This is a genomic window from Bradyrhizobium sp. UFLA05-108 (assembly GCF_059803455.1).
Map to the genome: position 1 here is coordinate 24814 of NZ_JBANAZ010000015.1, position 22048 is coordinate 46861.

21 protein-coding genes are annotated in these 22048 nt (G+C 62.7%); 9 read left to right on the forward strand and 12 right to left on the reverse strand.

Translation table 11 applies throughout. The features are described 5' to 3' along the window. Nucleotides 1-5 precede the first annotated feature (5 nt). On the forward strand, nt 6-1973 hold the full coding sequence (locus SO140_RS13630; protein ID WP_449383314.1) for a carbohydrate porin: 1968 nt from the start codon (nt 6-8) through the stop codon (nt 1971-1973). 69 nt (nt 1974-2042) lie between these two features. Here the strand turns inward: SO140_RS13630 and SO140_RS13635 are convergent, their stop codons facing one another. The 4 genes from SO140_RS13635 to SO140_RS13650 all read right to left on the reverse strand — a co-directional run bounded on the left by SO140_RS13635 (nt 2043) and on the right by SO140_RS13650 (nt 7224). Then, complete coding sequence (locus tag SO140_RS13635; protein WP_449383313.1) at nt 2043-2732, reverse strand: TadE/TadG family type IV pilus assembly protein; 690 nt, start codon at nt 2730-2732, stop codon at nt 2043-2045. 12 nt (nt 2733-2744) lie between these two features. Next, complete coding sequence (locus SO140_RS13640; protein ID WP_449383312.1) at nt 2745-3332, reverse strand: TadE/TadG family type IV pilus assembly protein; 588 nt, start codon at nt 3330-3332, stop codon at nt 2745-2747. Between the two features lie 9 nt (nt 3333-3341). Beyond that, nucleotides 3342-4766, reverse strand: coding sequence for a TadE/TadG family type IV pilus assembly protein (locus SO140_RS13645; RefSeq protein ID WP_449383342.1), 1425 nt, complete (start codon nt 4764-4766; stop codon nt 3342-3344). A gap of 382 nt (nt 4767-5148) precedes the next feature. Then, complete coding sequence (locus tag SO140_RS13650) at nt 5149-7224, reverse strand: methyl-accepting chemotaxis protein (RefSeq protein ID WP_449383311.1); 2076 nt, start codon at nt 7222-7224, stop codon at nt 5149-5151. 223 nt (nt 7225-7447) lie between these two features. Here SO140_RS13650 and SO140_RS13655 point away from each other — a divergent pair, with 223 nt between their 5' ends. Beyond that, nucleotides 7448-8743: a hemolysin family protein gene (locus SO140_RS13655; protein WP_449383310.1), complete on the forward strand. Its 1296-nt coding sequence runs from the start codon at nt 7448-7450 to the stop codon at nt 8741-8743. A gap of 65 nt (nt 8744-8808) precedes the next feature. Here the strand turns inward: SO140_RS13655 and SO140_RS13660 are convergent, their stop codons facing one another. From SO140_RS13660 to SO140_RS13670, 3 genes are all read right to left on the reverse strand, one after another. Beyond that, nucleotides 8809-9093 (reverse strand): hypothetical protein, encoded by a 285-nt coding sequence (locus SO140_RS13660; protein ID WP_449383309.1) that lies wholly within the window; start codon nt 9091-9093, stop codon nt 8809-8811. A gap of 75 nt (nt 9094-9168) precedes the next feature. Continuing rightward, a complete protein-coding gene (locus SO140_RS13665; protein WP_498542727.1) occupies nt 9169-10794 on the reverse strand; it encodes an FMN-binding glutamate synthase family protein in 1626 nt (541 codons plus the stop codon). 380 nt (nt 10795-11174) lie between these two features. Further along, nucleotides 11175-11948 (reverse strand): ferredoxin--NADP reductase, encoded by a 774-nt coding sequence (locus SO140_RS13670; protein WP_449381179.1) that lies wholly within the window; start codon nt 11946-11948, stop codon nt 11175-11177. A gap of 368 nt (nt 11949-12316) precedes the next feature. Here SO140_RS13670 and SO140_RS13675 point away from each other — a divergent pair, with 368 nt between their 5' ends. Beyond that, on the forward strand, nt 12317-13243 hold the full coding sequence (locus SO140_RS13675) for an ATP-grasp domain-containing protein (RefSeq protein ID WP_498542722.1): 927 nt from the start codon (nt 12317-12319) through the stop codon (nt 13241-13243). Nucleotides 13244-13366: 123 nt separating this feature from the next. On the opposite strand, the gene SO140_RS13680 is transcribed toward SO140_RS13675, so the two are convergent. Together SO140_RS13680 and SO140_RS13685 are read right to left on the reverse strand one after the other, a co-directional pair. Then, nucleotides 13367-13531: a hypothetical protein gene (locus tag SO140_RS13680; protein ID WP_474799593.1), complete on the reverse strand. Its 165-nt coding sequence runs from the start codon at nt 13529-13531 to the stop codon at nt 13367-13369. A gap of 281 nt (nt 13532-13812) precedes the next feature. Beyond that, a complete protein-coding gene (locus SO140_RS13685; RefSeq protein ID WP_449381177.1) occupies nt 13813-14076 on the reverse strand; it encodes a hypothetical protein in 264 nt (87 codons plus the stop codon). Between SO140_RS13685 and SO140_RS13690 the strand changes: the two genes are divergently transcribed. After that, complete coding sequence (locus SO140_RS13690) at nt 14066-14863, forward strand: bestrophin-like domain (protein ID WP_449381176.1); 798 nt, start codon at nt 14066-14068, stop codon at nt 14861-14863. The genes SO140_RS13685 and SO140_RS13690 overlap by 11 nt on opposite strands. A gap of 37 nt (nt 14864-14900) precedes the next feature. Beyond that, on the forward strand, nt 14901-15110 hold the full coding sequence (locus tag SO140_RS13695) for a hypothetical protein (protein ID WP_449381175.1): 210 nt from the start codon (nt 14901-14903) through the stop codon (nt 15108-15110). Between the two features lie 33 nt (nt 15111-15143). On the opposite strand, the gene SO140_RS13700 is transcribed toward SO140_RS13695, so the two are convergent. Then, nucleotides 15144-15365 carry a hypothetical protein gene (locus SO140_RS13700; RefSeq protein ID WP_449381174.1) on the reverse strand — a complete coding sequence of 74 codons (222 nt, stop codon included), beginning with the start codon at nt 15363-15365 and terminating at the stop codon, nt 15144-15146. Nucleotides 15366-15553: 188 nt separating this feature from the next. Between SO140_RS13700 and SO140_RS13705 the strand changes: the two genes are divergently transcribed. Further along, nucleotides 15554-15787, forward strand: coding sequence for a hypothetical protein (locus SO140_RS13705; protein WP_474799596.1), 234 nt, complete (start codon nt 15554-15556; stop codon nt 15785-15787). 391 nt (nt 15788-16178) lie between these two features. On the opposite strand, the gene SO140_RS13710 is transcribed toward SO140_RS13705, so the two are convergent. Then, nucleotides 16179-17096, reverse strand: coding sequence for an amino acid ABC transporter substrate-binding protein (locus tag SO140_RS13710; protein WP_449381173.1), 918 nt, complete (start codon nt 17094-17096; stop codon nt 16179-16181). 12 nt (nt 17097-17108) lie between these two features. Beyond that, the gene (locus tag SO140_RS13715; protein WP_449381172.1) at nt 17109-18404 is read right to left on the reverse strand and encodes a dicarboxylate/amino acid:cation symporter; all 1296 of its coding nucleotides are present in this window, start codon (nt 18402-18404) and stop codon (nt 17109-17111) included. A 212-nt stretch (nt 18405-18616) separates the two neighbouring features. Here SO140_RS13715 and SO140_RS13720 point away from each other — a divergent pair, with 212 nt between their 5' ends. From SO140_RS13720 to SO140_RS13730, 3 genes are all read left to right on the forward strand, one after another. Then, a complete protein-coding gene (locus SO140_RS13720; protein WP_449381171.1) occupies nt 18617-19618 on the forward strand; it encodes an NADP-dependent oxidoreductase in 1002 nt (333 codons plus the stop codon). 168 nt (nt 19619-19786) lie between these two features. Continuing rightward, the gene (locus tag SO140_RS13725) at nt 19787-20593 is read left to right on the forward strand and encodes a cysteine rich repeat-containing protein (RefSeq protein WP_449381170.1); all 807 of its coding nucleotides are present in this window, start codon (nt 19787-19789) and stop codon (nt 20591-20593) included. 237 nt (nt 20594-20830) lie between these two features. Then, a complete protein-coding gene (locus SO140_RS13730; RefSeq protein WP_449381169.1) occupies nt 20831-21970 on the forward strand; it encodes an FAD-dependent monooxygenase in 1140 nt (379 codons plus the stop codon). Nucleotides 21971-22048: the final 78 nt, after the last annotated feature.

Here is a 22048-nt window from a genome sequence, read left to right on the forward strand (position 1 = left end):
GGTTGTTGCGCACGGCCGCCGCGATCGCCTGCGGCGTGCTGGCGCTCCCCGCTGCCGGCCAGGCGGCCGATCTGCCGCTCAAGGCGCCTGCGCTCAAGGCCGTCTATGACTGGACCGGGTTCTATATCGGCGCGCATGCCGGCTACGGCCGCGGCTCGTCCGCCTTCGCCCTGAACGACGGCACCGCGATCGGCGGCAATGGTGTCTTCAGCGGCATGGTCGGTGGCGTGCAGGCCGGCTACAACTATCGGCTCAACTCCGGTCTTCTGCTCGGCGTCGAAGGCGATTTTTCGTTTCCCAACTACATCACCTCCAACTCGATTGTCTCCTCGCTCGCAACACCCGTCAACGCAGTGACGCAGCAATGGGACTACACGGCAAGCCTGCGCGGCCGGGTCGGCTATGCGAGCGGTCCGTGGCTCGTCTATGCCACCGGCGGCTTTGCCTGGATGGGCGAACGCTATTTCGACACGCCGGCCGCGGGTGATACCCAGAAGGTCCTGAACACGAGGCCGGGCTGGATCGCGGGTGCCGGCGTCGAATATGGCTTCGCGCCACATTGGAGCGCGCGGCTCGAATATCTCTACAGTCGCTTTGACGGCGCCAATATCGGCTTCTCATCCGGAGCCCAGTACACATCCTCATCGCTCGACTTCCAGTCGATCAGGCTTGGCCTCAACCGCAAGGTCGATTGGCCGGGCATGCCGGGCTACGATCCCAAGACATCGCTCACGGATACCGAATCCGATCGCTGGGAGATTCACGGCCAGAGCACGTATCTTCCGCAAGGCTATCCGTCATTCCCCGCGCTCTACAGCGGGCCGAACTCTCTGTCTCCCTCGGCACAGGCCAAGGCGACCTGGAGCAACAGCCTGTTCCTGAACGCGCGACTGTGGGACGGCGGCGAGGTCTATTACAACCCGGAGCTGCTCCAGGGATTTGGACTGAACGACACGGTCGGCGCCGCGGGCTTCCCGAATGGCGAGGCGCAGAAGTCGAACTTTCCCTACCCGCACTACAACACCTCGCGCCTGTTTCTGCGCCAGACGTTTGGCTTCGGCGGCGAGCAGGAGGAGCTTGCGAGCGGCCAGTTGCAGCTCGGACAGAAGGTCGACGTCTCCCGCCTCACGCTGCAGGCCGGCAAATTCGCAGTGGTCGACGTGTTCGACGGCAATGCCTACGCCAAGGACACGCGCAAGGATTTCATGAACTGGTCGATCTGGGCACCGGGTGCCTTCGACTATGCCGCCGACAAGGTCGGCCTCACCTACGGCGTCACCGCCGAGCTCAATCAAAAGCAATGGGCGCTGCGCGGCGGCTATTTCCTGATGGTCGCGGAATCGAACGCGAACCATTTCGATACCAATATCCCCGAGCGTGGCCAGTACGTCATCGAGCTCGAGACGCGCTACTCGCTGTTCGGCCAGCCCGGCAAGCTCAGGACCATGGGCTGGGTCGACAGCGCCAATATGGGCAGCTTCCGCGAGACGCTGGACAATCCTGCGCTCAACCTCGACATCACGCAGACCCGGCGCGGTCGCCTCAAGGTCGGCTATGTCGTCAACCTCGAGCAGGCGATCACGGATGATGTCGGGCTGTTCGGCCGCTGGAGCTGGAACGACGGCAAGACCGAGACCCTCGCCTTCACCGACATCAATCGCAGCCTGTCGGGCGGGCTCTCGATCAAGGGCACGAAATGGGGCCGGCCCGACGACGTGATCGGCATCGGCGGCGCCATCAATGGCCTGTCGCAGGACTATCGCGACTTCCTCGCCGCTGGCGGTCTCGGCGTGCTCGTCGGCGACGGCGCGCTCAACTATCGCAACGAGCGCATCCTCGAAACCTACTACGCCTACGCGCTGAACAAGAACCTGACCTTCACCGCCGACTACCAGCTCATCGTCAACCCCGCCTACAATGCCGATCGCGGGCCGGTGTCGGTGTTTTCAGGACGGCTGCACGGCGAGTTCTGAGATGGTCGTGAGGCCGCCGCCCTTCACCGGGAGGTGGCGTACGCCGCCGCTGCTTCTCGCAGAGCCAAACTAGCAGGTCTTATACTGCAAGTGCTGGAGGCAGGTACACGTGGTCGTCGAGCTGGTGTACTTGACGTCATAGTAGGCAGGACCAGTCGAGTTCGAGGGACTGTTCGTTGAACAGCGCGGAAACTTCCAAAATGTGTCCTGAAGATTTACGGTCCCGCTGATCGTAAACCCGAGATTGGGTGTATAGGCGTACGAGACCTCGCTCACAATGAACGAAACCTGGTCGTTTTGGTTGTTCGGATTGTTTGCGTTGCCGACCGTTCCGTTGAGCGACGTGGGCACTGTCAAGCCCGTCAAATTGGTCCTTCCCTGTGTGAAGGTTGTTCCGTTGTACGACTGACTCCATCGAAGGGTCAGGTTGCCATTGGCATCGCTGGAGACTTCGGACACGGTGACGGACAGGATCGCGCTGCCGCTGCTGCCATTGACGGAATACGGTGCAATGATGGAGGTCGCTCCGGTGAGTATGTTCTGCATCGAGGTCGTGCTGAGCGACGTGTTCTGCGTAACCATGTCGGCCACGGAGTGAGCCGTCGCGCTGACCTTGACGTTGATCGCCATTCCGTTCGCGAGTTCGACGCCGCCGACCAACAGCACCAGCATGAACGGCACCACGATCGCGAACTCTGTCGCTGCCACGGCATCGGCGTTGGTGGAGAACTTCCTTAAGCGAAATGACAGGCTGGTCATAGGCTGATACCTCTAGGGAGTGGCAGGCTCGTTCTGAAAAGCGGCGGTTGCCATGATCAGCCGGGAGCCGTTGGTCTGGTTTGCCATGTTGAAAGCGATCGGCCCGAAGAAAATCGGCCAGAGATACATCACGCGGACAACAACGATATCGCCCGCAGTTCCCGGATTGAATTGCCAGGTGTTGGCGACAGTCCCATCGCTGTTGTAGGTCAGCGTCGGCATGCCGACATTGGCCGAGGACCAGTTGTTGGCGACCTGGACGTCGACCATCAGGCCGCCAGTGCTACTACAGGTGAAAAGGACTTTGGCGTTGTTGCAGACGGTATTTTTAAATGCGGCCGCGGCTGCGGCCGATGTCATGCTCGCATCCTGCGTCTGCACCTGCCCTGTCAGAATTTGGCGGGCCGATTGCCGGACGGCATTTTCGAGGATCGACTGCGCAAAGAAAAGCAGGAACGTCTGGATGAGGGCAGCGAGGATGGCGAGAAACGGCGTGGCAATCAGCGCGAACTCGACCGCCGTGGCGCCTTCGTTGTCCCTGACAAAGGCGCCGAAACGATTGCGGCGCCTTTTCCCTGGTGTGGTTTCCAACTGGACCATGGCGCTTTCTTACTGCGTGAGGCTGGCGGTACTTGAGGCGACCTTGATGAACAGGTCCGTCAGCGCCTGCTTGATATCGCCGCCGGTTTTGACGTGGGAGTAGAAGCCAGGCGAGGCGCACGCTTGGAGGTTTAGTGCGATCGTGCCGGTTGAGGGATCAGGCTGGTCGTACTTGTCTATCCAGCTCATGTACCAGGAATCTGTTGTCTGGATACCGGTGGAGGCACTGGCGATGAGTTGCAGGTACTCCGTGTAGAGGATAGCGATCTTAATGCCCTTGTTCTTGATGGTCGTGCATATCGTCGTGTCGAGCGGCTGCTGGCATCGATTGTTGGAGGCGAGGCTCGCGTTGGGGCAAGCTGAAGCGCCCGAGACGATCTTGTCCTCGACGCCGTCGGTGACAAGGAAGACCACCTCCTGCGGCGTATCTCCTGACGCGTTGCTGCCGAGGCCGGGCGTAGGCATGATTTTGTTGAGGTTGGTGAGCGCGCCGGCGATATCCGTGCCATTGTCGGTCTTGCAGTTCGTTGTCGTAACGACGCAGTTCTGGTAGGCGACCGGCATCAGCGCAATGTTGGAAACCTGGGCTCCAGCCAATGTCGGGGTGGTCAGCGTCGCCAGTGCGTTCAAACCCAAGTCGAACGTATAGAGCGCCGCGTTATACGTGGTGTTGTTCAGGGCCGACATGCACTGCATGACGCCCCCCGAAACACCAGACTGCGGGCAGTTCGACCATGTATTGAGCAACTGATTGACGGCACTTGTCACGAGATCGATCCGCAGGGTGATATTCCTGAATCGTGCGATCGCGAGGTTATCCTGGGTCCCGCCGTCGTGAGCGATATTGGTTTGATGACAGGCAAAGCCGCAATTCTGCGAGGCTTTTGCTGACTGGTACTTGGAAGCGGTGTAGGTGATGAGATTGCTGATGTCGGCCGTGGTCGCGCCGATCCCCATGGATGGCGAGTCGTCCATCAGCAGATAGAAATTCATGTTGGGCGCGCTCGCCGCCTGCGCTGTCGCCGAGCCGTTGATCGGCCACGACGCAGTGTTCATGAGCACCGCGGGAAAATTGTTGATGGATGCGGTGCTATACGAAACACTGACGGTGCGCTTAAGTCCTACGTCAGTGACGGTAATCGTCGGCGTCGGTGTCGTGGTCAACCCCGGCGCAAGACTGTTCGCCGTCGACATAAAGATGGCCGAGGCGGTGGCACTAGCCACCGTACTAGTTTGCATCAGCATGGCCGGCCTGACGGCTGCGATTGCGGCTGCGTCGGCAGCGGCGTCCAACTGCGCCTTCTTGCGTAGCGCCTGCGTGAAATCGAGCGTCATGCCGAGCAGAAAGACGATGGGAACCATCGCGAGCGCGGTGATCACGGCGATATTGGCCTTCCGATCTCTCGCGAAACGAAGAACTGAGCGGCGGAGCATGATCTTCATCCTATTGCCGTCGCTGCGGCGAAAGCACTTTCCTGAAATGTTGTCGATCGGAGGAGACGGTCAGATCTCCTCCGCCGATCGCGCGCTCGACACGGGCGAATATGGATACGCCCCTGTTAATCAAGGTTTACGCGCAACACATAGACATGGTCTGAAACCGCACCGGATGTGCCACATTGAGAAGGCATCATTAACGCCGGCTAAACGAGTTCCCAGAAACTTGGCCCCGAAAATCCACGCCGGCGCAGGAAAGCGCGCTCGCCTGAGCAACCTGGACGCACCTCGGGCGCGTCGTTGAGATCGATCTCGGCGACCTCCGCGATGCGGGCGCGCCGCCCGGCACCGCGATTTCGCAACAATCGCAAACGTGCCGTTACGCCGCCCGGATCGCATCGAGGAATTTGCCGACCTCGACCTTGAGGCGGCCGCTCTCGCCCGAGAGCGACTTCGCTGCCGCGAGCACGTTGGCGGAGGCCGATCCGGTCTGGCTTGCGCCGTGCTGCACGTCGACGATGTTGACGGAGACTTGCTGGGTGCCGCGCGCCGCCTGCTGCACGTTGCGGGATATTTCGCGCGTTGCGGCGCCCTGCTCCTCGATCGCCGAGGCGATGGCGGAGGCGATCTCGGACATGCGGGTGATGGTGTCGCCGATCGCCTTGATGGCGCCGACGGAATCCTGCGTCGCGGACTGGATGCCGGCGATCTGCTGGCTGATCTCGCCGGTCGCTTTTGCGGTCTGCTCGGCCAGCGCCTTGACCTCGGATGCGACGACCGCGAAGCCGCGCCCGGCCTCGCCGGCGCGCGCCGCTTCGATCGTGGCATTGAGCGCCAGAAGATTGGTCTGGCCTGCGATCTGGCTGATCAGCTCGACGACGTCGCCGATGCGGCCGGCAGCCTTGGCGAGCTCGCCGACATGACCGTTGGTCTGCTCGGCCTGCCGTACCGCCTCGCTGGCGATGCGGGCGGAATCCTGGACCTGACGGCTGATCTCGTCGACCGAGGAGGCCATCTCCTCGGCCGCAGCAGCGACGGTCTGCACGTTGGTGGAAGCCTGCTCGGATGCGGCCGCGACGGTCGCCGTCACCTGCTCCGACTGCTCGGCTGTCCGCGTCAGCGTTCCGGCCGATGCTTCCAGCTCGGTTGAAGCCGACGAGACGGTGTTGACGACGTCACCGATCAGGGCTTCGAACTCGCGGGCGATCTGATCCACGCGCTGGCCGCGCTTGAGCTTCGCCTCCGATTCGACGCCGGCCGCCTCGTCGGCGGCGGCCTTGGCCATCAGCGAATCCTTGAAGTGCTGGAGCGAGCCGGCCACCTGGCCGATCTCGTCCTGGCGCCCGCTCGCGGGAATCTCGACCGCGTGCTTGCCGGCGGCGAGAGCGCCGATCACTTCCGCAAGCTCCGCAAGTGGCCTCACCACGCGGCTGCGCAGCATCACGGTCACGCCGGCGAGCATGCCGAGCAGCACCAGCACCGCGATGCCGGCGAGCGCCAGCATCGCCAGCGCACCGTCACGGACCGCCGAGGCGCGGTCGGCCGCCTCCGCCAGCGCGGCATCTCGCACGCCGAAAAACATCTGGATGGCCGGCACGATGGCATCCGCCAGCTCATCGGTGCTGAGGCCGTACTTGCCGTCGCTCCGCGCCGCGGGCATCGCCTTCTCGACCGCGAGAGCCGCGCGCCCGAAATAGGATTCGGTTGCGTCCCTGAACGCCTTGGCGATGCGGGGCGGATTTCCGAGTTGATCGATGCCGGCCTCAATGCGCTCGCGGTCCGCCTCCACGCGTCCCTGCACGCGGTCCATCAGGGAGAATTCGGCCACCGTCAGCGGGCGGTGGGCGCTGATCGCGGGCGACAGCGTGGCGGCACGGCTACCGGCCGAGACGCGCAAATCCTGCGCCGTGCGGGCCACGTTCAGCAGCGCCGCGAGCGAGGAGTCGGCGCTCACCACCTTCGCCTCGAGCCGGTTCATGATCGGTTCGATGGCGTTGATCACATCGGCGACGCCGGGCAGGAAGCCCTTGATGGCGGCGCCGTCGCGCGCGCTGAGGGGGACACTCATGGCGCGGTCCGCCGCCGCGCGGATTTCTTTCAAGCGGCTCGCGGCCCGGTCGAGAGTCTCGACCAGCGCGGCGCCATCATCCAGAGCAATGATCGCCCGCCTTGCATTCTCGAACGCCGTATCCGCAGCCTTCGCGGCTTTCGCGGTGGCCTCGAGTTGGGCCGGAGTCGCAGGAGCTTCCTGGAAGATCGGCGTGATGTAGGGGGCGCGATAGCCGACGACGTACTGGCTGACCACGAGGATGGCGCCAAAGGCATCGACGGCCTTGATGGCCTGGGAACGGTCGGCATAGACGCGTGTCTGGGGCACCAGCACCTCGGCGCCGAGGATGACCGCGAAGACTGTCACCGACAGCATCGACAGTGCGAAGAGCCTTCCGATCCGCATCCCGATCCCCACAAGCATTACCGTTAATGGCGGGAAAACTAGCCGGGAGACACTAAGGCGCCGTTAAGTAAACACCCCCGCAACAACCGTAGTTCCGCGGAGTGTGCCAGGTCGTAGCTGTTCAATGCCGCTGCAACGCGAGGATGCGATAGAATTCCCGGGCATTCGCCCGCCGAATGCCTATATGACGAGGTAGTGGCCGCATGCCTAACCTGGAACATCGATGCTTTCGCTTGAACTCGCCATCGTCGTTTGCCTCATCGTCGTCAACGGCCTTCTGTCGATGTCCGAGCTGGCGGTCGTCTCGTCGCGCCCGGCCCGCCTGTCGATGCTTGCCGCCAAGGGCGTGCGCGGTGCCGAGCGCGCGCTGGCGCTGGCGTCCGATCCCGGAAAGTTTCTCTCGACGGTGCAGATCGGGATCACGCTGGTTGGCGTGCTGTCAGGCGCGTTCTCGGGCGCGACGCTCGGACAGCGGCTGTCGCAATGGCTGGTCGAACTCGGCCTGTCGGCGGGGATTGCCGACATCGTCGGCGTCGGCATCGTCGTGACCCTCATCACCTACGCGACGCTGATCGTGGGCGAGCTGGTACCCAAGCAGGTGGCGTTGCGCGATCCCGAAAGCATTGCGGTCAAGGTCGCGCCGGTGATGGACTGGCTCGCGAAGATCTCGCTTCCGCTGGTGATCCTGCTCGATCTCTCCGGCAAGCTGATCCTGACGCTGCTCGGCCGCGGCGGCAAGGCGGAGGAAAAGGTTTCTGAGGACGAGATCCATCACCTCGTCAGCGAGGCCGAAAGCGCCGGCGTGCTCGAGCCCGGCGAGAGGGAGATGATCGCGGGTGTGATGCGGCTCGGCGACCGCCCGGTCGGCGCCGTCATGACGCCGCGCACGGAGGTCGACGAGATCGATCTCACCGATGCGCCGGAGACGATCCGCGAGATCATGTCGAAAAGCCCGCATTCGCGCTTTCCCGTCTCCGACGGCGACCGTGACAAGCCGATCGGCGTGCTCCAGGCCAAGGACCTGCTCGTCGCCTATTTGAACGAGCGCACGCCCGATCTGCGCGCGCTGGTGCGCGACGCGCCCGTGATTCCCGCCTCCGCCGATGCGCGCGACGTGCTGGCGATCCTGAAGGCAGCGCCGGTGCATGTTGGCCTCGTCTACGACGAATACGGCGCCTTCGAAGGCGTGGTCACCGCGGCCGATATTCTGGAATCCATCGTCGGCGCGTTCCATTCCGAGGAAGGCCCGCCGGAGCCGGCCTACGTCACGCGCGCGGACGGTTCGCTGCTGATCTCGGGCTGGATGCCGGTCGACGAATTCGGTGAGCTGCTCGGCTTCGAGCTGCCGCCGCATCATCGCTACAACACCGTGGCCGGCCTCGTGCTGCAACATTTCAACGTGCTGCCGAATGTGGGCGACGCCTTCGACCTCGGCGGCTGGCATCTCGAAGTCGTCGATCTCGACGGCCGGCGGATCGACAAGATCCTTGCGAGCCGGAAAAGCGAGCAGGCGACTTGAGCTGCGCGCGCTAATTTCCAGTCGTCATCCCGGGCCGCGCGAGCCCGAAACCCATAACTACAGATTCACTTCTCGCGCTTCTGAGAATGGCCGTTGCGTCTCTCGTTGCCGTCGTCGCTGTTGCTCGCGTCGAGCGCTCGATCCCGCTCACTGTTGCTATCGCCGCCACGGCCCACGGTATCCGATGATGCACCCTCCTCCTTGCGCGGCTCGCGGCCGTAACGCGGGGTGCCGTCCGGGCTCGCGCCGACGACGGCGTGCGACGGGCTTGCGGGATATCCTCCGCCTTGCGCCATCGCCAGGGACGATAGCGCAAGCCAGAGTAACGCGGCCACGCTCGCCGTTCTCATGATCGCCTCCGCTCGATCGAGGGCAATGCAGATCGTGCGTGGGAGTTGCAACGCGCCGACCCGCGAAGCGGGCCCTCACGGAACCGGCTGGAACGAATCCGCCCGTGCCATCCGCCAGGCATCGCGGAAGCGGGGGTCCTCGGTGCCTTCGAGCAGCTCCCCCGGCCGCAGCGCCGGATAGAGCTGCGCGAACGACTTCACCTCGGTGGTCGAGGTGCGCTGGGTGAAGTGGATCGGGCGCAACTCCTGCGGATGCTCGAGGCCCGCTGCGGCGATCAGCTCGGACAGCGAGTGCAGCGTCGCATGGTGATAGTTATGGACGCGGTCGATCTTGAGCGGCACGTAGAGCGCACGCGCACGCGTCGGGTCCTGCGTGGCAACGCCGGTCGGGCAGCGGTCGGTGTGGCAGCTCAGGGACTGGATGCAGCCGAGCGAGAACATGAAGCCACGCGCCGAATTGCACCAGTCGGCGCCGATCGCCATGGCTCGCGCCATGTCGAAGGCAGTCGCAACCTTGCCCGACGCGCCGATCTTGATGCGGTTGCGCGCGTTGATGCCGACCAGCGCATTGTGCACGAAGTTGACGCCCTCGCGCATCGGCATGCCCAGATGATCCATGAACTCGAGCGGCGCGGCGCCGGTGCCGCCTTCATTGCCGTCGACGACGATGAAGTCCGGATAGATGCCGGTCTCCAGCATCGCCTTGCAGATCGCCAGGAACTCCCAGGTGTGGCCGATGCACAGCTTGAAGCCGGCAGGCTTGCCGCCGGAGAGCTTTCGCATCTCGGCGACGAATTGCATCATCCCGATCGGGGTGGAGAAGGCGCGATGCGAGGCCGGCGAAATGCAGTCCTCGCCCATGCCCACGCCGCGGATCTTTGAAATCTCTTCGGAGACCTTGGCAGCCGGCAGAACACCGCCGTGACCGGGCTTGGCGCCCTGGCTGATCTTGAGCTCGACCATCTTGATCTGGTCTTCGGTCGCGACGCGCGCGAACGCGTCCGGATCGAAGGTGCCATCGAGATGACGGCAGCCGAAATAGCCCGAGCCGATCTCCCAGATGATGTCGCCGCCCATCTCGCGGTGATAGGGGCTGACCCCGCCCTCACCGGTGTCGTGCGCGAAGCCGCCTCTCTTGGCGCCGGCATTGAGCGCGCGAACGGCGTTGGGGCTGAGCGCACCAAAGCTCATGGCCGAGATGTTGAATACCGATGCGGAGTAAGGCTTCGCGCAGTCCGGGCCGCCGATCGTGATACGGAATTTCTCATCGGACCGCGTCTTCGGCGAGACCGAGTGATGCATCCATTCATAACCCTCGCGATAGACATCCTCCTGTGTGCCGAAGGGCCGCTTGTCGAGCTGCATCTTGGCGCGCTGGTAAACCACCGCGCGGGTATCGCGCGAGAACGGCATGCCGTCCTTCTCGCTCTCGAAGAAATACTGCCGCATCTCCGGGCGGATTTCTTCGAGCAGGAAGCGCATATGTGCCGAGATCGGGTAGTTGCGCAGGACCGCGTGGCCCTGTTGCAGGAGATCGCGGACGCCGAGCAGCGTGAGGCCGCCGAAGATCACGATGGGAATGATCAGGATGTCGAAAATCTTGCGATCGGCGATGCCGAAGCCGATCAGGAGAGCGGTGACGACCGCGCAGATCGTCAGCACGATGAAGCGCGGCGAGAATGGAAGCAGCAGGGTCTCCATGGTCCCCTGCTCCAGGGCCCCACGGACCGATTTCGGCGCTTTGCTATTTTCGTCGGCCACGATCACATCCTCTCATCGAAACGACGGGGCATGATACGCCCGCGTCCCGTTTACGGATATGACGCGGCTTCTGTTTCAGGCTACCGAATTCGACCAGCGCAAATCAATCCGCAGGGTGGGCGGGCTGCTGCAGTGCAATAGACGGGATCCATAATCACAGGGAGTGGTTTGGCGAAGACCCGCAACCACCATCTCGCGCCACAACTCCCGCCTGGGCTTTGGGCCCCGGGCTCGCGCGGAGCCTGTCATCGGGCCGCGCGTCGCGCGGACCCGGTGGCGCGTCCCGGGATGACGATGGGTAGGATCGCGCCGCGCGGAGATCAGCGCTCCACGAAGGCCTTTTCGATCACGAAATGGCCGGGCTCGCTACCGGAGCCTTCGGTGAAGCCGCGACCTTCGAACATGCCGCGGAGCTCTTCGAGCATCGCCGGGCTGCCGCACATCATGATGCGGTCGGTCGCGATGTCGAGCGGGACCTGGCCGATGTCGTTGAAAAGCTGCTCGGAGTTGATGAGGTCGGTGATGCGGCCACGGTTCCGGAACGGCTCGCGGGTCACGGTCGGATAGTAGACGAGCTTCTCGGAGAGCATCGGCCCGAACAATTCGTCATCGCGCAAAGTCGCGACGAGCTGCTCGCCATAGGCGAGTTCCGAGACCTGGCGACAACCGTGAACCAGCACGATGGTCTCGAACCGGTCATAGACGTCGGGGTCCTTGATCAGGCTCGCGAACGGCGCAAGGCCGGTGCCGGTCGACAGCAGGAGAAGCCGCTTGCCGGGAATCAGGTTGTCGGCAACGAGCGTTCCGGTCGCCTTGCGGCCGACCAGGATGGTGTCGCCTTCCTTGATCTTCTGGAGGCGCGAGGTGAGCGGGCCGTCCTGAACCTTGATCGAGAAGAACTCGAGCTCCTCCTCGTGATTGGCGCTCGCCATGCTGTAGGCGCGCAGCAACGGACGGCCGTCCACTTCGAGGCCGATCATCGCGAACTGGCCGTTCTGGAACCGGAAACCGGTGTCGCGAGTGGCACGGAAGCTGAACAGGGTATCGGTCCAGTGCTGGACGGAGAGGACCTTCTCTCGATAAAACGCGCTCATGTGTTTCGATATTCCGAATCTATACGGTTTTGAACAAAAGCGTTGCCCGGCCCCTTCAACGTGGGGCGAACACCACTGTCATGGCGGATGATTTCGCGTCTCTGATTTACGGCATTGAGGTCAATAATCAACCTCGTTCGCGCAGCAATTGATGCCGATCAAACTGGCATTTCCCGTTGATTTGTCAGGATAATTAACGATTTTCTCTTTTCAGGCCGCATCGCAGCAATTTCTTTGCCCAAATGGCCCGCAAGGCAGCACTTAATTTCCGTTTCGCTCGCGAGAAATTCATTAAGAATAGCTCTGCTTTTGGCCATGGCAGACCGCCGATTCCGGCATGAAGCGACTTTTTTGGCGGGACAAGCACGATGCCAAGCAATGAACGGATATTCGTCCAGGCAATACGAAGCTATTGCGCGCGGCATGGGATCGCCATCGACGTGCGCGCGGAAGGCTGGCTGATCGCGATGGGCTGGGGCGAGACCCGCCGCTTCGCCTTCGGCTACGATATCGGTCTCAACAGCGCGATTGCGCATCGCCTCGCCAACGACAAGTCGGCGACATCGGAGGTGCTCGCCCTGACGGGCGTGCGCGCTATCGCCCATCACCTCTTTCTCAACCCGACGCTGGGGGAGCACGTCGTTGGACCGCGCTGGTGGGAAGCGATGCTTCGGCTCGTGATGCAGAACCCGCAAGGGCTGGTGGTGAAGCCCAACGAGGGCACGGCAGGCCGGTCAGTTCTCAAGGTAACGAGCAGCGCCGAACTCGAACGCGCCGTGAGCGAGATCTTCGCGATGAGCCTCGGCCTCGTGATCGCGCCCTATGTCGAGATCGAGGACGAGGTCCGGGTCGTTCTCCTCGATAAGACACCGCTCGTGGTCTACCGCAAGGAGCGGCCGTCGGTGGTCGGCGACGGCGTGCAGACGCTGCGCGAACTGGCGGGCACGATGCCCAAGGTGAAGCTGGATGATCTCGACGCGCATGCGCTCGACACCGTCGTGCCGAACGGCGAGCGGCGCGTCCTCACCTGGCGTCACAATCTCGATGCCGGCGCAAAGCCTGTCCTCATCGAGGGTGGCGAGACGCGTCGGGTGTGCGCAAAGCTCGCCATCGACGCCGCTGGCGCCATCGGCATCACCTTCGCATCCATCGACCTCGTCCGTGTCGACGGCGCGTGGCAGGTGCTCGAGATCAACTCCGGCGTGATGATGGAGGTGCTGGGGAAACTGTATCCGGACCTGGTGCAGGCGACGTACGACGCGGCGCTGGATCGGGTGTTTGGGAGAGAAGGCTGAGCGCTACGCACTCGCTGCCATCCCTTCTCCCCTTAAATCAATTAAAACAACAACGTCGACCGTCTGTGTCTACCGTTGTATCCCGATCCGACGGAGCTGTGAAAAGGCCGCTGAACCCTTCAGTTAGGGCTCGTGTTTGCCGGTGTGCGTTGATCGGATACCCCGGCGCAGCGCTTCCAAAGCGATGCGGGCGTGGCGCGCAGCCTCGTGATTGCCTGCTTTCTCGATGTGCTCGATCGCCCACATCAAGTATTGCATGGCGGTCTCGGCAGGAGGGTCAGGGGTCATTGAGGCTATCGGGGCCGCGTCGTTGGGATTGGCGTTCTACATCACGCAGTCTGTACACCTCCCGTCTCTTTAGACGAGAATAGGCGATTTCGGATATAGCAACAGTGCTTGGTTGCCATTCTTTCCTGGCACCGTAGTTCCACGCTGCTCCGGTTGAGTATTCTGCTACATTTACTCCGCGAGGCCCCAGCGACCACGGATGGTCTCGCCCTCGCTTCCTCCCGGGGTTCTACGTTTCGGAACCTGCTCCCCGCCCTTTGCTCATCTTTCCCGTCTGCAACTTACCCATCTTTAAGTTGGACGCTGGTCGGTGAAATGCTCGAAGCCGAGGTGGCAACGGAGAGAAGGAAGCTGCGATAGACACTCCCGCACGCTTTTCGCGACATGGAAAGCTCTGTCCAAAAGTGAACAAAACGCACTTGCGAGCTTCGCGCCGGGCTCTTGGTATCAAGCCGGTCGTCATCGAATTCCATGCTTTTGCCAAGAGCTTTGGTCACCAATAGCGCCGGAGTTCCAGAATGGAAATCGCGCGCAATGATCTTCATGTTTTTTGCCGTAGCGATCGCGGCCGTGTTCTTCGTTGGCTCGATGATTTCTCTGAACTTCGGCCGCCGCCTGGGTTTGCGCTATCGCAAGCATACAAACGGCGAAAGCACCGCTGGCCTGTCAACGGTCGAAGGAGCCATCTTCGGTTTGATGGGTCTGCTGCTTGCTTTCACCATTTCGGGCGCTCTGCAACGATTTGACGACCGGCGGCAGTTGGTACTTCAAGAAACGACGGCGGTGGCTGCCGCATATGACCGGACAGGTCTCTTCGAGAGAGATACGGCCCACGAACTCAGAAGCAAGCTCAAAGATTACGTCCGTGCTCGCGTGGACCTCTACCGCATGCAACACGATTTCTTGCTCTGGAAGAGGATGGAGGATTTCTCCCGCGAGCAGCAGAGCCAACTGGTGCAGTTGAAAGAAGGCCTTTGGAATGCGGCGTTGGCGGCTTGCCCGAAGAGCGATTACCAACCCGCCTGCTCATTGACCTTACCTGCATTGAACACCGCGTTTGAAATCGCCCGCCTCCGAGCGGGTGCTGCGGAAAAGCACCCACCGCAAATCATATACCTAATGCTCTTTGGGCTTGGCTTGGGCTGTTCGTTGTTGGCCGGGTTCGGCATGGCGGCGAGCGCGGCTCGAAGCTGGGTGCATATGATCCTGTTCGCCGGTGTTCTGACGGTCGCTCTCTACATCGTCACGGACATGGAATATCCACGGCTAGGTCTCATTCGGATTGAGAGCTTCGATCATTTTCTCGCGGATGCCTATGATCAGATGCGTTGAAGGATCATGGGGATCCTCTGGGGCGAGGAGGCTGGATATGGCAGGTGCCGCAGACCGCGATCCCCGACACCATACGCAGAAGATGCAGAAGGCCCTTCGGGATATCCGGAACCATCTGCGCGAAGACATTCAGAAGTTCGACGAACCGCAGTTGAAGGCGATGTTCGAGACATCCGCCGAGGTCTTGAGCGGGCTCGAGAAGGCTTTCAAGGACTACGAACAGAAGAACGAAAAAGCCTGGCGCTGACAGAACTCGGCGCCGCGACACCTGCGGCGGGCCTCATTCCTTGTTTTCACGAAACGCTCTGACCTCGGTTCGGATGGATGCACTCTCGAAGACGGCCCGACGAAGTTCCCGTCGCTCGAAATCGTTATCCGCATGAAGCAAGCGGCAACGGCGTTGGAGGTCACGGCTTTCCTCGATAGCAAGCCGGGCGCGTTCGAACAGTGGATCGGTCATGTTTCGGACAATGATCGCGTCGCGAGCTAGTTGCCATTGCATAAGCTAATCCGCTTGGCATTGTACGAAGCAGCGGCCTCAGTGCACTTTTCCCGTCAACGGGTTCCTCGACCGGCAACCATTCTCTGATCGGTGCGTTGTTTCGCATCACCGGCTCGGCTTTGCCCGTGGGCGTCGGTGGCTGAGAGACCAGTAGCGCTCCCGCCTGCATAGGATAGGGAGCGCCGCCGATGGCCGATGCGCTAGAGGACGCCGACAGGCTGATTACCCGTGCCGCGGCGGCAATCTCGGAAGCCAGGCGACTAATCGAGGAAAGCCGCGAGTTGCATCAACGGGCCGAGGTTCGGCTGAGACGCTTGTATTTCCGCGCCAGCTTCCACCCCAAGACCATTAAGCTCCTTTCGCCGCTGGATTTTCCTGATCGGCGACAACCTTATCGGGCGTCTTCGGCCCTGGGCGATTGAGCCGCGCAATCTGGCACTCCGGCGCGTGGGCCCTCTGCGCGCGAGACTGCCCACTTCGCGCAACTTCTTCGCGCGAGCGACTCGCAGTCGCCAGAACCGCGCGTTCCATAAGCGCGCCTGCACGATGCATTCGTAGACCTGGCGCTGGATCAGCTCGCTATCCCGAATGGCCCTGTCCGCGCGTTTTAGTAGTTCGTCCATACGCCGATAATCGGTGCGGGGCGAATCGTTCCTAAAAATTGAGAAGGTTTGTGAACCGGTCTTCTGCGGCCTACCGGTTTTTCGCAGGCAATTTTGGCAACAACCGACTTCGCTTCGCGAAGTTACCCTCTTCCAAAAGGGGAGAGGGTGCAGCCGGATTGCGGCCCGATCATTCCGCAGCGCAAGCGCGCTAATTGTTTGCCCCCGGCGAATCGTCCATGGCCTTGAAGGCTTCCTCGAGTTGCAACGAGATCGGCACGTTGAGCCTTTCGCCGGTCGGAAGCCGTGCCACGAACCATTTGTTGTAGAGCGGGACGAGGTCGTGGTTGGAGCCGAGCTTGCGGAAGGTGCGCTCGACCACGGCTGAGAGCTGCGGCTCGCCCTTGCGGAACATGATGCCGTAGGGGTCGTAGGACAAATAATCGCCGGTGACGCGGAACTTGTCCTGCGCCTTGTGGCGCACGATCAGGCCGTAGAGCAGGATGTCGTCGGTCGCGAACGCGTCGGCCTTGCCGTCCGCCAATATCTGGAACGACTGCTCGTGATCGGGCGAGGCGATGATGTTCAGGCCGAGCGAGAACTTCTTGTCGACCGCATGCATCGCCTGCTCATTGGTGGTGCCCTTGGTGACCACCACCGTCTTGCCCTTGAGGTCGGCGACGGCAGACACGTTGGATGCCTTCGGCACCATCAGCTTGGTGCCGGCAACGAACATCAGCGGTGAGAACGCGACGCGTTTGCCGCGTTCGGCATTGGCCGTGGTCGAGCCGCATTCGAGGTCGATCTTGTTCTGAAGCACGGCATCGATGCGGTCGTCCGAGGTGACCTTGACGTACTCGATCTTGAGATCGGGATCGTCGACCTCGACGCCGATCTCCTCAACGATCGCCTCGCAGAGCTCGAGGCTGTAGCCGATCGGCCGGCCCGCCTGGTCGAGGAAGGAGAACGGCGGCGAGCTTTCGCGATAGCCGAGCCGCACGACGTGACTGTTCTTGATGGCTGAGAGCGTGGGGCTGAGCCCTTCGCTGCCACCGATCTGCCCCGAGGCGCCGGTTGCCAGCGCGCATGCCAGCAACAGGCCCGCCGATATCGCCGATGTCAGGCGCATGACGCGCTCCTGTCAGTGGCCGGCCATCGCGGGCACTTCGCCGGGTACCATGTCCGGCGTGGGCGCCTCGCCCGGTCCGAGCGCATGCTCGGGCCCGAGCTCGCCTTCCCACTTCGCGACCACGGCGGTGGCGAGCGAATTACCGATCACGTTGGTGGCGCTGCGCCCCATGTCGAGGAAGGTGTCGATGCCCATGATCATCAACAGGCCCGCCTCGGGGATGCCGAACTGGGAAAGCGTCGATGCGATCACCACGAGCGAGGCACGTGGCACGCCGGCGACGCCCTTGGAGGTGATCATCAGGGTTGCGAGCATCGCGAGCTGGGTCGCGAGCGACATCTCGATGTGATAGGTCTGCGCGATGAAGATGCTGGCGAAGGTGCAGTACATCATCGTGCCGTCGAGGTTGAAGGAGTAGCCGAGCGGCAGTACGAAGCTCGATATGCGCGAGGAGGCGCCGAACTTGGTCAGGCCCTCCAGCGTCTTCGGATAGGCGGCCTCCGAGCTCGCGGTCGAGAACGCGATCATCAATGGCTCGCGGATCAGCCGCAGCAGATGGGCGTAGCGCGGTCCGATCGCGACGAAGCCGACGACGACCAGGATGGCCCACAGGATCAGCAGCGACAGGTAGAAGCCGCCCATGAACACGACGAGCTTCCACAGCACGAGGAGACCGTTCTTGGCGACGGTGGCGGTGATCGCGGCCCAGACCGCGAGCGGCGCGAACAGCATCACATAGCTCGTCACCTTCAGCATGATGTGGGAAATGTCGTCGATCAGGCTGAGGATCGGCTTCGAGCGCTCAGGCATGGCGCCCATCGCCACCGAGAAGAACACGGCGAAGATCACGATCTGCAGGATCTCGTTCTGCGCCATCGCGTCCGCGATCGAGGTCGGGATCAGATGGGTCAGGAATTTCTCGATCGAGAAGGCCGAGACGGGCAATCCCGTCGACTGCCCCTTCTCCGGCAGCGTTCCGGGGAAGTTCGCGCCGGGCTGGAGCAGGTTGACCATCACGAGGCCGAGCAGCAGCGACACGAAGGAGGCGCTGACGAACCAGCCCATGGTCTTGGCGAAGATGCGCCCGAGCCTTGCACCCGAACCCATATGTGCGATGCCGCCGACCAGGGTCGCGAACACCAGCGGCGCGATGATCATCTTGATCAGGCGCAGGAACATCATGGCGATCAGGTTGATCGAGGAGGCCCACTCGGCACGGGTGTCGGGCATGAAATTGTAGATCGCCGACCCCACGATGATGCCCAGCACCATCGCGACCAGAATGTATTGCGTAAACCTGTTCGACATCGCTTACCCCCACGTACACCGGCGCTTCACAGTGTCGCAGATTTTGACAGCGACGCAACACGCTTGGCGAGCGCTCGCGTTGGCCGGATGTTCCCGTTGTGAAAAAGGGTGGAGCGATCTAGCTTTCACGCAGCGCACAACGGATGCGGCTTGCATGATTTCTGCGCGGCACCTGCATCAATAAAAGTCAAACAATTGAAGAGGGGACTACCATGAGCGGGACCGTCAATCGCCAGATCCTCCTGGTCGAGAAGCCGAGCGGCAAGCTCGGACCGGAGCATTTCAAGATGGTCGAGGGCGCCGTGCCGGAGCCGAAGGACGGCGAGGCGCTGTTGCGCGTGCGCTACATCTCGCTCGATGCCGCCAACCGTGCCTGGATGCATGGCGCGACCTATCGTTCGGCGGTCGAGGCCAACAGCGTGATGGCCGGCGGCGCCATCGCCGAGGTCGTCAGCTCAAAGGCAGCGGGGATCGCAGCCGGCGACATCGTGTTCGGCGATACCGGCTGGCAGGACTACGCCGCGGTGCCCGCAAAGCATCTCACGAAAATGCCGAAGCTCGAGCCGCTGACGCATCTGCTCAGCGTGTTCGGCATCGCCGGCCTCACCGCCTATTTCGGCCTGCTGGAGATCGGCAAGCCCAAGGAAGGCGAGACGGTCGTTGTCTCGGCCGCCGCGGGCTCGGTCGGATCGATCGTCGGACAGATCGCCAAGATCAGGGGATGTCGCGTGATCGGAATTGCCGGCGGCGCAGACAAATGCAACTGGCTCACAGCGGAACTCGGCTTCGATGCCGCGGTCGACTACAAGGACGGCGCGGTGTTCAAGGCGCTGCGCGCGGCTGCACCTGATGGCGTTGACGTCTATTTCGACAATGTCGGCGGCGACATTCTGGAAGCCTGCCTGCCACAGATGAACAATTACGGCCGCATCGCCTGCTGCGGTGCAATCTCGCAATATGACCGCGCGCCGTCCGCGCATGGCCCGCGCGGCGTGCCCGGCTTGATCGTGGTGAAGCGGCTCGTGATGCAGGGCTTCATCGTGACGGACTATATGAGCCGGAGCCAGCACGCGCTCGCCGACCTGCAAGCCTGGGTCAAGTCGGGACAGTTGAAGGTGCAGGAGGACATCATAGACGGCCTGGAGAACACGCCGCGGGCGTTGATCGGATTGCTTGCGGGCGAGAACCGCGGCAAGCGTATGGTCAAGCTCTGACGATGTTGTCCCGCCACATTCGGCGGGCACAATCTACTTGCGGTAGATGCCAAAGCGGCCAATGATGCCGTGCGCGAGATAGCCCTCGCGCCGATTGCGATCATATGACTTTTTTCGAAGCTCCGATTTTCAAGGCATGGGCTTCACCAAGGGCAGGAATTGGCGCAAATGTTCAATAGCTCTGGAATTGTCGCAACGCGCAGCGCGTTGCTGGCGGCGGCTCTCTTCGCAACTGCAGCACCGATCTTCGCGCGGGCCCCGACCGACGCACAGAAGAGTGCGATCCGGTCCGCATGCCGGGCCGACTATCAGGCGCATTGCGCGAGCGTGACGCCGGGCGGTGCCGAGGCACTGCAGTGCCTGAACAAGAACATGCCGAGCCTGTCGTCGGCCTGCCAGAGCGCGGTGCGCGCGATCGAACCGGCGGCTGCGCCGAAGACCGAAGCCGCACCGGCCGCACCGAAGGCTGAATCGGCGCCTGCCGCCGAACCCGCCAAAACGCCCGCCACGACCGAAGCACCCAAAGCCGAGGCGCCCAAAGCTGCCGCGGCCAGGCAGCCGAGCAGCGCACAGGTCTCCGCGATCAAGAGTGCCTGCCGCTCCGACTATCCAAAAGTCTGCGCCGGCGTGCCGCCTGGCGGCGCGCCCGCGCTCGAATGCCTGGAGAAGAACAAGGCGAGGGTCTCGCCCGCCTGCGCAAAAGCGGTGAGCGCCGCGACCGGCGGTGGCGGCGCGTCAGCCGCCGCAGCGCCCACGGGCGCGGCTCCCGCGGCAGCGCCAGCGGCCATCGTCCTGCGGCCGTTGCGGCCGCGCGAAGAGCTGCTCATCGTGCGTTCGGCATGCGGCGGCGACGTCCGCACGCTGTGCGCAGGTGTGGCGCCGGGCGGCGGCCGCATCGCGCAATGCCTCGCGACCAATGCCGGCTCGCTGTCACCCGCCTGCAAGGAGGTCCTTGCCCCCTTCGCTGCGCGCTAGGATCGCGCTAGGATCGCACAACGCCGCGCATGGCCAGTTCCGCGCGGCGATGTCTGGCGGCGTGCGCAGTCGCTGACACCACAGAGAGGTTGCTGACTCTTCGATTTTGATCACGACAAGACCGGGAGGAGGAACGAACGCATGGCCCTTGTCGATCATTGCTCTGGCGCTGCGGACCAGAGCAGATCTAGCCCCTAGCTCGAATAGCAAGAATACTTTCAATCAGGGAGGACGACGTTGCGGATCGCCGTGATCGGCGGGGGGCCTGGCGGGCTCTACTTCGCCTATCTCTGGAAGAAGCGTCACCCCGACGACCAGGTCGACCTGTTCGAGCAGAACCCGGCCGACGCGACCTGGGGCTTTGGCGTGGTGTTCTCGGACGAGGCGCTGGAGTTCCTGCGCGCGGACGACCCCGAGACGGTCGACGCCATCGCGCCGCACATGGAGAGTTGGGAGAACATCACGCTGAATCTGGGCGCGGACAGCGTCGCCATCGACGGCGTCGGCTTTTCCTCGATCGGACGGCTCGATCTTCTGAAATTCCTCCAGCAGCGCGCGCTCGATGCCGGCGTCACACCGCGCTTCGACACGCAGATCCATTCCATCGATCAGCTCAACGGCCATGATCTGATCGTCGCCGCCGACGGGCTCAACTCGCTGGTGCGTCGCTCGTACGAGGGCGATTTCGGCACCTCGCTGTCCTACTCCTCCAACAAGTTCGTCTGGTACGGCACCTCGAAACGCTTCGACACGCTGTCACAGACCTTCGTGAAGACCGATCGCGGCGCCTTCAACGCCCATCACTACCGCTACTCGCCGACCATGAGCACCTTCCTGGTCGAGTGCGACCATGCCACCTGGCAGGCCTACGGTTTCGCCTACAAGGACCTCGAGCAGTCAAAAGGCGTCTGCGAGGAGGTCTTTGCCGATACGCTCGGCGGTCACTGTCTGGTCTCCAACAAATCGGTCTGGCGCAATTTCCCCTGGGTCTGGAACGAGCACTGGTCGTTCAAGAACATGGTGCTGATCGGCGACGCGCTGCACTCGGCGCATTTCTCGATCGGCTCAGGCACGCGGCTCGCGATCGAGGACGCAATCTCGCTGGTGAAGGCGCTGGAATCCGACGCGCATCTTGCAACCGCGCTGCACCGCTACCAGGCCGAGCGCAAACCAATCGTGCAAAAGCTCGTCAGCGCCGCGCGCACCTCGGCCGGCTGGTACGAGCACTTTGCCGAACACATGAAGCTCGACCTGATGGAATTTGCCTATAGCTACATCACCCGCTCCGGGCGGATCGACGATGCGCGCCTGCGCCATATGTCGCCGGCCTTCATGGCGCGCTACGAGGCGGAGAAGAACGGCGGGAGTCCGGGATGAGGGGCGAGGTGCGTGACGTGTACTTGGCAGCCACATCCTCAGTGTCATCGCCCGCCTTGTGCGCAATTGCGCACTGGG